Consider the following 12,957-nt stretch of genomic DNA (forward strand, 5'->3'; position numbering starts at 1 on the left):
CGCTGCGACGCAACCGAGCGGAGTTTGAAGGGATGACGACGAAAACGGGCCGATCGCTGTGGCTATTTCGGATTGGATGTCTGGCCGTCGCGATGTCCTGCTCTTCTCAGGCCAACGCTCTGGATTGCGCAAGGGCCAGCACGGCGGTCGAGCGGGCCATCTGCGTCGACCCAGGCCTCAAGGCCGCCGACGCGAAATTGGCCGATCAGTATTTTTCTATGCTCAATCGGACCAAGATGATGGCCGAGATTACGGGACGGGATTCCACCCATGACAGACTGCTTGCATCGCAGCGGGCGTTCGTCTCGTTGCGAGAGAAGGAGTGTGGGGCTGCTTCGCAGGACGATATCAGGCGCTGTATCGCCGACCAGACCGCGAAGCGCGCCGTCGAACTCGACAGGCTCGCGCGCTATGAAGCCGGAGATGACGAAAACGAGCTGGCTGCACGCGATTACAAGATCGGCAGCGAGACGATCACGGTGACCAGCGATCCGAACGAGCCGGATCAGAGGTCGATGCGGCACAAAGGCGTGGAGCTCTTGTCGGGTGAAAGTCTCCACGTTTGGGACGTCTGGAAGGCTCCGGGTGTCACGGCTGTGCTGGTGGAGGCCTATGACGGAGGCACGGATCAATGCCGTTCCGTCTACATCGTTGAAACACGTCCGCCACATTCGATGAAGGCCATCGATCTCGATAAGGGCTGCGCCTACGGGCCACGTTGGCATGTCGGGAGAACGGCGACCGGCTTCGCATTCGAGACCGACGCCCAGCCGCTCCAGGACGGTGCGATCGTTGAATGGGCGGCCGCGACTGGGGTCGTGGGGAAGCGGCCGACAAGGTTTGTTCCGAATCCGGATTTGACGATGGAAGGATTGCTGCGGCTCGATAAGGCGGAATATCGCGATCCCCTCACGACCGCCGAGTTCTTCTACGCGGTGCAGACCCTGCCTGGCGCTGACAGAACCCGGGCGTTGCAGGCGCTCTGGAACATCGGCGACAGCTGCGACTGCAATAGCGATGATCGTTTGAATTTATATGGAGCTCAGATCGAAACGGATCTGGCCGCCTATTCTACCTGCGGCTGGTATTTGAGAGGTTCCGTCGTGCGTTGTCAGGACACAGACGCGCTCGCGGTATGGGACCGTAAGACGCGGAAGGCCTATGTTGCGGTCGATGACCACGTCGTCGGTGGGGGGCACACGAACTCGCCGAACGTCCGGTTCTATCCGGCGCGGGAGCTGTGGCCGCCGCGCGCCGCGGCCAAGCTCGGTACCTGGATGACCGGGGCTATCTGGGATTCCAAGAGGGGTAGCGGAAACTGAAAGGTCTACTCCGCCGCTAGCGCCTTCTTGTTCAGCGGCAGGCCGAGCCGCTCCCAGACCTGCACGAGCGACTCGGCGAGGCGGTCGATCAGGCCGTCGTCGTGATAGGGCGACGGCGTGATGCGCAGCCGCTCGGTGCCCTTGGCCACGGTCGGATAGTTGATCGGCTGGATATAGATGCCGTGCTCTTCCAGCAGCAGGTCGCAGGCCTGCTTGCACTTCTCGGGATTGCCGACGAACAGCGGCACGATATGGGTGTCGCTCGACATCACCGGCAGGCCCGCGGCCGAAAGGATCGCCTTGACCCGGGCGGCACGGTCCTGGTGGCGCTCGCGCTCCCAGCTCGAACTCTTCAGATGCTTGATCGCGGCGGCCGCGGCCGAGCAGATCGGCGGCGGCAGCGAGGTGGTGAAGATGAAGCCGGGCGCATAGGAGCGCACCGCGTCGATGATCTCGCCTTTCCCCGCGATATAGCCGCCGAGGCAGCCGAACGCCTTGGCGAGCGTGCCTTCGAGGACGTCGATGCGATGCATGACGCCGTCGCGCTCGGCGATGCCGCCGCCGCGCGGGCCATACATGCCGACGGCATGGACCTCGTCGACATAGGTCATCGCGCCATAGCGTTCGGCGAGATCGCAGATCGCCGCGAGCGGGGCGACGTCGCCATCCATCGAATACAGGCTCTCGCAGGCGATCAGCTTGGGCCGGTCGGGCCCGGCGGCGATCAAGAGCTCCTCGAGATGGGCAAGGTCGTTATGGCGCCAGATCTGGCGCTCGCAGCCGGACTGGCGCACGCCCTCGATCATCGAATTATGGTTCAGCGCGTCCGACAGGATCAGGCAGTTCGGGATCAGCTTGGCCAGCGTGGAAATGCCGGTCTGGTTGGAGACGTAGCCGGAGGTGAACAGCAGCGCCGCTTCCTTGCCGTGGAGGTCGGCGAGCTCCGCCTCGAGCTGCACCAGCGGGTGGTGCGTACCGGCGATGTTGCGGGTGCCGCCGGCGCCGGTGCCGACGCGGGTCGCGGTCTCGACCATGGCGCCGACCACCTTCGGATGCTGGCCCATGCCGAGATAGTCGTTGGAGCACCAGATCACGACGTTGCGCGGGCCGTTTGGCGAATGCCAGATCGCGTGCGGGAACCGGCCGGCGATGCGTTCCAGATCCGCAAATACACGGTAACGGCGCTCCTCATGCAGACGACCGAGGGCGGCACTGAAATACTGGCTATAGTTCATCACGAAACCTAACGTGGCGCGCTGCAGTGCAGCACCGAAAACGGAGCCTCGCGGCAGCGAAGTCTGACGATCTTATTAGAGCGTTTCCAGCTCGGCTGTCGAGTTGGAATCCCGAGCCCGGCGTTGGGCGATTTGTCCAAGCGCCAGCCCTCGGGGCTCAACCATCAAGCGCCGACGATCGCGACTGAACCGCGCTCGCATTGCGGCGACGCTGCGGCGGGATCGCAGCCGGTTCGGGCCGGCGGATTTGCCGCGGCCTCAGGTCGTCCGATACTGGAGCACGCCGCCCACTTCCGCCGCCGTGAGGCGGCCTTCGACCAGCATGTAGTTGACATGTGCGATCAGCTCGCCCGCGGCAAAGCCCATCTGGTGCGGATCGAGCACGTGCTTGTGGAACACGACCGGCACCAGCTGCGCCGAGGTCTTCGGCTCATCGAGGCAGGCTTCCGCGATCATGCGGCAGCGCTCCTCGTGATGATCGGCGAGCTGCTTGATCCGCGTCTTCAGGCCGTAGAACGGCACGCCATGGCCGGGCAGCACCAGCGCGTCGTAGGGCAGGGTGGTGGTGAGGCTCGCCAGCGAGGCCAGATATTCGCCGAGCGAGTTCTGGTCGGGCTCGACCGCCCAGACGCTGACATTGGGCGAGATCTTGCTCAGGACCTGATCGGCCGAAAGGAACAGCTTGTCGGAGGCACAATACAGCATCACCTGGTCGAGCGCATGGCCGCCGCCGGTGATCACCTTGAAGCGGCGGCTGCCGATCTGGATCTCGTCGCCGTGGGAGATGCGCCGATAGGAGGGCGGCAGCACCGAGACCCGCTTCAGATAATCCTGGCCGCGGCCGAGCAGCTTGTCGGTCAGCGTTTCGTCCATGCCGTGGCGGCGGAAGAACTGGCGCTGCGCGCCCAGCCGCTCCTCGCTGCCGCGGTTCTGGTGATAGACCGACTGCAGATACTCGACCTGCGACATCAGAAGCGGGCAGTTGAAACGCTCGACGATCCACCCCGCGAGGCCGACGTGATCGGGATGCGAATGGGTCACGATCAGCCGCTTGAGCTTCACATGCTGCAGCGGTCCTTCGAGCAGCCTGGTCCAGGCCGCAATCGACTCCTCATTGCCGAAGCCGGAATCGATGGCGGTCCAGCCGTCGCCGTCTGCGAGCAAATAGATGTTCACATGGTTGAGGCGGAACGGCAGCTTGAGCCGCAGCCAGAGCACGCCGGGCGCGACCTCGACGACCTGATCCTCCCCGGGATGGCTTTCCCAAGGGTATCGCAATGCCTCGGCGGAGGAGTGAACGGGGTGTGTCTTCGAATGCATGCCATCGGCTTAAACGCCGCCGCGGACGAGCGCCAGCCGAAAAAATCGCGGGTGGGTAGCGGCTCGGCGCAAGGCTTGGAAACGAGGCTTGGAAATGAGGTTCGGGGTGACGCTTCATCCTCCGTGTCGTCCCGGCCTTGTGCCGGGAGCCAAACCGCGGAATCCATCTTGAGGGCTCACGGCCGATACCGGCCAACGTCCTTCTGTGGATATAGATCCCAGCGTTCGCCGGGATGACCATGAGCGTGGATCACGCCGCCCTGATGTTGGTCAGGAACGCGTCGACCTCGGCGCGCAGGCTGTCGGCCTCATGTCGCAGGGCGTCGGACGCGCTGAGCACATCTGCCGCCGCGTTGCCGGCCTGGGCGGCCGCGCTGGAGACGCCGGTGATGTTGCCGGAGACTTCGCTGGTGCCGCCGGCCGCTTGCTGGATGTTGCGGGCGATCTCGCGCGTGGCGGCGCCCTGCTGCTCGACTGCGGCGGCGATCGTCGTGGTCACGTCGTTGATCTCGGCGATGGTCTCGCCGATGTTGCGGATCGCCGTGACCGCCGACGATGCGACCTGCTGCATGCCGGCGATCTGGCTGCGGATCTCGTCGGTCGCCTTGGCGGTCTGGCTCGCGAGGCTCTTGACCTCCTGCGCCACCACGGCGAAGCCGCGGCCGGCTTCGCCGGCGCGCGCGGCCTCGATGGTGGCATTGAGCGCCAGCAGGTTGGTCTGCGAGGCGATCACCTGGATCAGGTCGACCACCACGCTGATGCGGCTCGCATTGTCCGCCAGGCCCTGCATGGTGGCGTCGGTCGCGCCGGCCTCCTCCACCGCCTTCTTGGCGATCCCTGCCGAGGTCACGACCTGTCGGCTGATCTCCGCGATCGAGGATGACAGCTCCTCGGTGCCGGCCGAGACGGTCTGCACATTCGCCGAGGTCTGCTCCGCCGCCGCGGCCACCGCGCCGACCAGCGAATTCGATTGCTCGGCACTGTCGGACATGCTCTGCGCCGTCGTCTGCATCGCGTTCGCCGAGGCCTGCAGGTTGGCCAGCGCATCGCGCACCGTCGCTTCGAATTCGGCGATCCGCGCTTCCATGCGCGCGGCCCGCTCGGCTTTGACCAGGCGATCCTGATCCTGCTCGGCCGCAAGCGTACGGGCGTTGATCATGCCCTCGCGGAACACCGCGAGCGTCGCCGCCATCGCACCGATCTCGTCCTTCTGGCCGCCATGCCGGATCTCGGCGTCGAGGTCGCCGCTCGAAAGCCGCTGCATCGCCCGTTGCAGGCGGCTGATCCGGCGCAGGATGTTGCCGCCGACATAGAGCCAGACGAACAGAACCGAGCCGATCAGCGTTGCGGTGCCGGCCCCGATCATGATCAGGGTCGCGAGCTCAATGTCCTTGCCCGCGCGCGTGGTCGCGGTCTCGGTCGTGGTGCGGACACCCTCGACCAGCTGCTGCACGCTGATCTCCAGCCCGATATTGAGCTTGCGCGTCTCCTCCAGCACGGTCTGGCCGTAATCGAACGCGTCGAGTTCCTTTTCGCGCAGCTTGAACACGCGCGTCTTGCCTTCGCCGAGCGCAGCGAGCTTCGCCGCCGCCTCGCGCAACGCGGCGGTCGCGCGATTGTTCGGCAGCAGTTCGAGGTTGGATTTCAGCTGCGCCAGCGCTTCCTTGAAGGCCTTCTCGGTCGTCTCCAGCGTATCGGCATCGTTGGCGGAGAGCGCGGCGGCCATGTGCGCGGCAATCAGGTTGCCGCTGGCGATAACATTGCCGAGCTGTTCGACGAACCGCGCGGCGGCGGTCGCGTCGTCGACGGAGATCTCGGCGGCGCTGAGCACGGCGTTCAGCTCGGTCTGCGCGTCCAGCATGGGCGCGCTTGCGGCCGCGGTGAAATCGGCCTGGGCCCGGCGCAGCGCGTCGTATTGCTTGTTGTGAGTTGCCGTCACCTCCAGCCGCTCGCGCGCGGCCGAGACCAGGCTCTGGTTAGCCTCGCTGATGTTCTTGATCGTTTCGGCAAGTGGAGCGACGACACTCTTGTCGGCGCCGAGCGTTGCGATCTCCTTCAGCCGCTGCTCGGTGATCTTCTGGATCTCCTGCATCTTCTTCAGCCGCTCATCGAGGGCCTCGTGAGTCTGTGATCCCAGGAGGGCGGGGCCGAGGCTCGCAAGGCTCTGGCTCTGCGCGAGCAGCTGCAGGCTTGCGGTGAGGCGCGGAATGTCGCGGCCCGACAGGTCGACCATGGTGCCGCCGATATAGCGCAGCATCTCGCCGGCTCCGGCGCTGATGAGGATGGCCATGCCGGCAATCACGGCAAAGGCGGCGAACAGGCTGCCCTTGACGCCCCATCGCGGACGCAACAAGGCGAACGCCCTGCCGATGCTGAACCGAACCGCCATTCTGTTTCCCCCGACACACAACGACTTGGAGCCGAATTTTGGGCGCAGTATCGCGGTCGCGAGTTAACAAATCCGGGAAAACACTGGATCGATGCAGAAATTTTAGGCGCCTGCGCATTTCATCCAGCGGGATTTAACGGAACGGCAACGCTTGGTCGTGCTGCGCGGAGCGCGACGCCGTCGAAGCGACATGCGGCGACGAGCGGGTGCGCAAAAGGAAGGGGCCGGCATCGCTGCCGGCCCCCTTTGACGTATGTAGGTCGTTGGATGCGGCTCAGTAGCGCGCGGCCACCGGAGCGCCCCAGTTGAAGCGATAGTTCACGCCGGCCTTGAAGGTGTGATCGTCGGTGGTGAAGCTGCCGGTCGGCACCAGTGCCGGCGGCGCGGTGAAGCTCGCGCTGCCGAAATTGTAGTAGTCGTACTCGACCTTGGCCGACCAGCTCGGGGCGAACATGTATTCGAGGCCCGCGCCGACCGTGTAGCCGTTGCGATGGTCGCCGGTGGTGCCGAACCCGACCGGAATCCCGCCCAGCGTCACGCTCTCGTTGTTGTCGGAATAGGCGTAGCCGCCCTTCACGTAGACGAGGCCCGGACCCCAGGTGTAACCGAAGCGGCCGGTGATCGAGCCGAGCCCGCGCTGGCTGTTCTTATAGGTGTAGCCGCCGGGGAACACGGCGCCCACGTTGCCGCCGACCCAGCTGTACTGACCCTCGGCACCGATCACCCAGTTCGGGGCGAACTGCCAGTCGGCACCGACCTGCAGACCACCGAGGAAGCGGCCGTTCGAATTGTTGCCGGTGGCAAGGCCGGAGAAATTGCTGTCGCTGGAGAAGGCGCCGCCGAGATGCGCGCCGAGATAGAAGCCGGTCCAGTTATAGATCGGCGCGACATAGGCCGGAGCCTTGGTCGCATAAGGATAGGAGCGCGCTCCGAGATCGGCAGCGCGAGCGGACTGCGCGCCGGCCAGGACCGCGAGCGCCACAGTCACGAGCAGAAACTTCTTCATCGTTCATCTCCAACGCATACAAACGTCAAGTCGGACACCAAGTGCGGCGTCATCGATGCGTCAGGAGATAGATCGCTTTTGAATAAAATGCTGTCACTCGCGAAACACAGGGGTCCTTAACCCAACCTGTTGGCGTGCGAACGTTTTCTCGTGGTTAGCGGAAGCTTAAGGAAGGCTGAAGCGGGCGTTAAGGTCGGCTCGCGCCGTGTCGGTTTGAGACATCGGAATTAAGGTGCGTTAAGCGCTGCGTGAAGAGCTGCGACGGCCTCGGCCAGCTGGTCGCGATGCAAGACATCGTCCTTGGGAATCGTTCCGATGTCGGCGGCGATCTCGCGCAGGATCGCGGCGAGCAGGCCATAGTTCAGATGGAGGTGGATCGACTTGCGGACTTCCTCCGATCCCGGATGTTCCAATGTCAGCGCGAGCCCGCTCGGTTCGAGACGAGCCTCGAAGCGGGAGGAGTGCTCGAAGGTGCCGACGTAGAATTTGTCGGGATATTCGAGCGCGACCTCAGCCTTGTCCGGAACCGGTTTTGACATCAGGTACCTCATTCAGATCGAGCGAATGTTGGCGGGATGGCGCCAATCGGCTTTGCGCCAGATCATGTCCTGCGCCTGCGGCTCGCAGTGGGCACCCGCAGTTCTAGAGCATGATCCGGAAAAGTGGAAACCGGTTTTCCCTCGCGACAAACGCCATAGGCGTTTGCGCGGAGATCATGCTCAATCAAAGAGATGAGATCATGAGGCGAGCCCAAGGAGCGATCGCCTTTCCGGAGGCGAGCAACGTTCCATCAGTACTGTCCATTTTGAGTTCCCGCGGCTCGCTGCTGGTCATCTCACCGCTGCGTAGCGGCTTCAATTCCTCATCGGCTGATCGAAGATAAGGGGACGGCTGCCGGGATCTTGGATGTATCCTGCTAAGCGATATCGTCGATATCGACGCGGAGCGCAGCCGCGATCTTCTTGAACGTATCGATCGTTCCCTCACGATTGCCGGTTTCGAGTTGCGAAATGTACGGCGCGGCAAGGCCGGTTTTCTCGGCCAACTCTTTGCCGGTCATGCCGCGATATTCGCGCCAGACACGGATCTTGTTCTCGCCGTTGATGAGTCTGTCCGCGAATTCAGCGGGGATCAGCTCCTCCTCACCCGTCGCAAGCTTGCGCTTGATCTCATCAACAGCGCGCGCGTCGGCAGCCTCCTCGGCAGCTTCGATCAGGCGCTCATATTCTTCGAAAGGAATCACCACCATACGATCCCCGCTCGGGGAGGTGATGATGTTCAGTTTGCGCATGATCCTAATCCTCGTAAACGCTGCCGCGCGGGCCCACCTTCAGGACGTCCATGACAACGCCGTCTTGGGTAAAGATGACGCGCCAATCACCCACCCGCAGCCGCCATTCGTCCTCGCGCCCTTGAAGCTTCTTCACGTTGTTCGCCAAACTTGCCGGATTCTCCGCGTATTGACGGATTTTCTCCTGGATCAGCTGCGCCGTGTTGCTTGGCAATTTCGCTAGGGCCTTGATGGCGGCTTTGGTGTAGCGAATTTCCATGGGTTGAATATTAGCAAATAGCTAATCGATGTCAATTTCAAAATAGCAAATCGCTAATATTTGTAACTGCCCCTTTTAGCTCGGGCAAAATGCCGCTCCTGAGTTTCTTGCCAGCTACAAGGACATCGGACCGCCTCGATCCGGGCGTTCACGGCACGCGCAGCGATGCCGGAACAGGGCCGGGACCGCGGCAGCGGCCCCGACCGCCAGTTTAACGCTTCAGGAACGCTGTCATTCCGAGGCAGTAGCGCTCCATAGTTCGATACTGTCGCATCGCTCCGGAATGACGCCTGCTAGTTGGTTTGCCGCACCAGGTCGCTGATCCGCACCGGGAAGCGCCGGATCCGCACGCCGGTGGCGTGCCACACCGCGTTCGCCACTGCACCGGCCGAACCGGTGATGCCGATCTCGCCGACGCCTTTGATGCCGAGCGGATTGACGTACGGATCGTGCTCCTCGACCGTGAACGCTTCCATCGCCGGGATGTCGGCATTCACAGGCACATGATACTCGCCGAGATTGGCGTTCATGATGCGCCCGGTGCGTCGGTCGGTGATCGCCTCCTCGTGCAGCGCCAGCGAAATGCCCCAGATCATGCCGCCGAGCAGCTGGCTCTCCACCAGCTTCGGATTGATCACCCGGCCGGCTGCGAATGCGCCGATCATGCGGCTGACCCGGACCTGGCCGAGATCGGGATCGACCTTCACCTCGGCGAACACCGCGCCATGCGAATGCATGGCATATTGCTCGTTGAGCGCCGGATCGGGCGCGCCGCTGCCGGAGGCGTCAATCTCGGCGAGGCCGGCGCGCGCCAGGATGTCGCCGTAAGCTTCGCCGCGGCCCTCGTCGTCGCGCCGGAACAGCCGGCCGTTGCGCGCGATGACGCCGGCATTGCCGGCGCCGAACAGCGGTGAGCGTTCGTCCGAGGTCGCAAGCTCCGCGAGCTTGGCGATCACGGCCGCGCCGGCGTTGTGGATCGCGGTGCCGACGGTGGCGGTATGCGCCGAACCGCCGGCGATTCCGGCATCCGGCAGGTCGGAGGTGCCGGCCTTGTACGCGACCTGATCGATGTCGAGTGCCAGTGCATCGGCCGCGACCTGCGCCAGCGCCGTCCAGGCACCCTGGCCCATGTCGTGCGAACCGGTTTCGATGGCGCCAGTGCCGTCGCGGCGGATCACCGCGCGGGCTTGGCCTGCGAACATCAGCGCGTGGAAGGTCGCCGTCCCCATGCCCCAGCCGACCAGGAAGCCGTCCTTGTCGCGCATCATGCGGGGCTTCAGCGGCCGATCCCACCAGCCGAAGCGCGCCGCGCCCTGCGTGTAGCATTCGCGCAGCGCTTTCGAGGAGAACGGCTTGCCGGTGGCCGGCTCGACCTCGGCGTAGTTCTTGACGCGGAAGGCGAGCGGATCGAGGCCGCAGGCTTCCGCCATCTCGTCCACCGCGCTCTCCAACGCGATCGATCCCGGCGCGATGCCGGGCGCGCGCACGAACAGCGGCGTGCCGGTATCGACGCGCACGGCGTCATATGTGGTCGCGATCGCCGGCGCCGCATACAGCGTATGCGTCAGATGCGCCGCCCCCTCGTAGAAGTCTTCGAAGCTGGAGGTCACCACCCGGGCGTGATGATGAATCGCCGACAACTGGCCTTCGGCGCTCGCACCGAGCCGCAGCGTCTGACGGGTCGGCGAGCGATGGCCGAACGGACCATAGAGCTGCTCGCGACGGACCACGAGCTTCACCGGACGTCCCACCAGTTTGGCGGCGAGGATGCCGAGCACCTGCGGCCCCGCCATGATCCCCTTGCCGCCGAAGCCGCCGCCGAGGAATGGGCTGCGGATCAGGATGTTCTCCGGCGGGATGCCGAACAGGCCGGCGATGCGCGCCTGCATCATCGCAAGCCCTTGCGTCGGCGTGTCGATCACCAGCCTGTCGCCCTGCCAGTTCGCTACGATCGCGTGCGGCTCCATCGCATTGTGGTAATGCGGCGGCGTCTCGTAGGTGGTCTCGATCGACTTGTCGCTGCCGGCCAGCGCCGCCTCGACGTCGCCATGGCGGCTTTCCGCGGGAAAGCCCATGCCGACCACGGGAGGCGCATAGGCCCCGTCGGCATCGAGGCCGATGCGCACCGGCTCGACTTCATAACGCGGCGCCAGCAGCGCCGCGCCTTCGGTCGCGGCCTCCAGTGTCTCGGCGATTACGACTGCGATCGGCTGGTTTACATAGCGGACGCGATCGTTCTGCAGCGCCTCGAACCTGAAGGCGAACGGATTGGGCTTGCCGTCGGGATCGTCCGCGAGCGGCGGACGGTTGGCTGAGGTCATCACCTCGATCACGCCGGGATGAGCCTTGGCCGCTTCGACATCGAGCGAGACCACGCGGCCGCGCGCGATACTGCTCACGGCAAGCACCGCATGGAGCAGGCCAGTCGGATTGTTGTCGGCGGTGTAGCGTGCGGCGCCGGTGACCTTCAGCACGCCGTCGCGGCGGGACAGCGGCTGGCCGATGGTCGAGCCGTGCCGGACGTGGGCTGGATCACGGGACAGGTTGAGTTCAAGCATGATGGAGAACTCCTGGAACGGAGGAAACGGGAACGGAAGAAAACGGAGAGGCGGGTAGCGCCGGCACGCGGTCGGGCGTGCCTTGGGCGGCGGCTTGCAGCGCGCGTACGATCAGGTTGGTTGCGAGCGGGATCTTGTAGGCGTTGTCGCCGGACGGCTTTGCGCCGGCGAGTGCCGCAGCGGCCGCGCGTTGAAACGCGCCGGCTTCGGCGGCTTGGCCGGCGAGCAGGGCTTCGGCTTCGCGCGCCCGCCACGGCTTGGCGGCGACGCCACCGAGCGCGAGGCGCGCTTGCTTGATCGCGCCGTTCTCGACGATGAGACCGGCTGCGGCCGAGACCACGGCGAAGGCGTAGGAGGTGCGCTCGCGTACTTTGAGATATCGCGCGTGTTTGGCGAAGCTGCGCGCTGCTGCCGGCAGCCTGATCCCGACGATCATCTCGCCCGGCTCCAGCACGGTCTCGCGCTCTGGCGTGGTGCCGGGCAGAAGGTGCAGCGCCTCCAGCGCGACCTCGCGCTTGCCGGTCTTGCGTTCGATCTCGACCACCGCATCGAACGCCGCGAGCGGCACGCAGAAGTCGGAGGGGTTGGTGGCGATGCAGGCCTCGCTCCAGCCCAGCACCGCATGCTGGCTGTTCTCACCATCACGCGCATCGCAGCCTGCGCCAGGCGTACGCTTGTTGCAGGCCGAGGCCGGGTCGTAGAAATAGGCGCAGCGCGTCCGCTGCAAGAGGTTGCCGCCGACGGTCGCCGCGTTGCGCAGCTGCGCCGAGGCGCCGGAGAGCAGCGCTTCCGCCACGGCCGGGAAGTCGTTTGCGAACACCGGATGGTGCGCAAGGTCGGCATTGCGCACCAGCGCGCCGATCCTGACGTCGCCATTGCCGAGCCGCTCGATGCGGTTCAGTTCGGGCAGGCGGGAGATGTCGACCAGCCGTGATGGCCTGACCACATTGCCCTTCATCAGGTCGAGCAGATTGGTGCCGGCGGCGAGATAGGCGGCGCCGGGCTGGCTCGCGGCAGCAATTGCTTCGGCAATGCTCGCCGGCTTCACATAGTCGAACCGGTTCATGCCGCGCGCTCCGCCTTCGTCTTGCTCGCAAGGGTCTGCTGGGCGTCCTGCACCGCCTCGACGATGCCGACATAGGCGCTGCAGCGGCACAGATTCCCGCTCATGCCTTCGCGGATGCGCTCGGGGTCATCGCCGGCCTGGCCTTCATTGATCAGGCCGATCGCGCTCATGATCTGGCCCGGCGTGCAGAAGCCGCATTGCAGGGCGTCATGGACGATGAAGGCGTCCTGCACCGGGTGGAGCTGGTCGCCGTCGGCCACGCCCTCGATCGTGGTGATCGCGGCGCCGTCGAGGCTGGCGGCCAGGGCGAGGCAGGAATTGATGCGGCGGCCGTCGACCAGCACGGTGCAGGCGCCGCATTGGCCGCGGTCGCAGCCCTTCTTGGTTCCGGTGAGGTCGAGGCGTTCACGCAGGAGGTCGAGCAGCGTGACACGGGGGTCGTCGAGCGCAAGCGTTCGCGGCTCACCGTTGACGGTGAGTCTCACAGTCCAATTCATGCGTTGTTCCGATC

General features: G+C 65.0%; 11 protein-coding genes. 1 reads left to right on the top strand and 10 read right to left on the bottom strand.

Translation table 11 applies throughout. The annotated features are described in order from the left end of the window. Positions 1-92 precede the first annotated feature (92 nt). Complete coding sequence (locus QXZ85_RS11355) at positions 93-1,322, top strand: lysozyme inhibitor LprI family protein (protein ID WP_315767562.1); 1,230 nt, start codon at positions 93-95, stop codon at positions 1,320-1,322. 5 nt (positions 1,323-1,327) lie between these two features. Here QXZ85_RS11355 and hemA read toward each other — a convergent pair whose 3' ends face one another. The 10 genes from hemA to QXZ85_RS11405 all read right to left on the bottom strand — a co-directional run bounded on the left by hemA (position 1,328) and on the right by QXZ85_RS11405 (position 12,943). After that, positions 1,328-2,557, bottom strand: coding sequence for a 5-aminolevulinate synthase (hemA, locus tag QXZ85_RS11360; protein ID WP_315765513.1), 1,230 nt, complete (start codon positions 2,555-2,557; stop codon positions 1,328-1,330). A 258-nt stretch (positions 2,558-2,815) separates the two neighbouring features. Then, the gene (locus QXZ85_RS11365) at positions 2,816-3,877 is read right to left on the bottom strand and encodes an MBL fold metallo-hydrolase (RefSeq protein WP_315742379.1); all 1,062 of its coding nucleotides are present in this window, start codon (positions 3,875-3,877) and stop codon (positions 2,816-2,818) included. Positions 3,878-4,127: 250 nt separating this feature from the next. After that, positions 4,128-6,266, bottom strand: a complete 2,139-nt coding sequence (locus QXZ85_RS11370) for a HAMP domain-containing methyl-accepting chemotaxis protein (RefSeq protein ID WP_316174102.1) — start codon at positions 6,264-6,266, stop codon at positions 4,128-4,130. Between the two features lie 274 nt (positions 6,267-6,540). Further along, a complete protein-coding gene (locus tag QXZ85_RS11375) occupies positions 6,541-7,272 on the bottom strand; it encodes an outer membrane protein (protein ID WP_315701764.1) in 732 nt (243 codons plus the stop codon). A 227-nt stretch (positions 7,273-7,499) separates the two neighbouring features. Beyond that, entirely contained in the window at positions 7,500-7,811 is a 312-nt protein-coding gene (locus tag QXZ85_RS11380) for a hypothetical protein (RefSeq protein ID WP_315701763.1), read from the bottom strand. 377 nt (positions 7,812-8,188) lie between these two features. Continuing rightward, positions 8,189-8,563 carry a helix-turn-helix transcriptional regulator gene (locus QXZ85_RS11385; RefSeq protein WP_315701762.1) on the bottom strand — a complete coding sequence of 125 codons (375 nt, stop codon included), beginning with the start codon at positions 8,561-8,563 and terminating at the stop codon, positions 8,189-8,191. A 4-nt stretch (positions 8,564-8,567) separates the two neighbouring features. After that, a complete protein-coding gene (locus QXZ85_RS11390; RefSeq protein ID WP_315701761.1) occupies positions 8,568-8,822 on the bottom strand; it encodes a type II toxin-antitoxin system RelE/ParE family toxin in 255 nt (84 codons plus the stop codon). A 293-nt stretch (positions 8,823-9,115) separates the two neighbouring features. Further along, on the bottom strand, positions 9,116-11,380 hold the full coding sequence (locus QXZ85_RS11395; protein WP_316174103.1) for a xanthine dehydrogenase family protein molybdopterin-binding subunit: 2,265 nt from the start codon (positions 11,378-11,380) through the stop codon (positions 9,116-9,118). Further along, a complete protein-coding gene (locus QXZ85_RS11400) occupies positions 11,373-12,446 on the bottom strand; it encodes a xanthine dehydrogenase family protein subunit M (RefSeq protein ID WP_315765510.1) in 1,074 nt (357 codons plus the stop codon). The genes QXZ85_RS11395 and QXZ85_RS11400 overlap by 8 nt, the downstream gene beginning before the upstream one ends. Then, a complete protein-coding gene (locus QXZ85_RS11405; protein ID WP_315701758.1) occupies positions 12,443-12,943 on the bottom strand; it encodes a (2Fe-2S)-binding protein in 501 nt (166 codons plus the stop codon). The genes QXZ85_RS11400 and QXZ85_RS11405 overlap by 4 nt, the downstream gene beginning before the upstream one ends. Positions 12,944-12,957: the final 14 nt, after the last annotated feature.

The sequence above is a fragment of the Bradyrhizobium sp. SZCCHNGR1005 genome (genome assembly GCF_032489995.1).
In the GTDB taxonomy this organism is placed as follows: domain Bacteria; phylum Pseudomonadota; class Alphaproteobacteria; order Rhizobiales; family Xanthobacteraceae; genus Bradyrhizobium.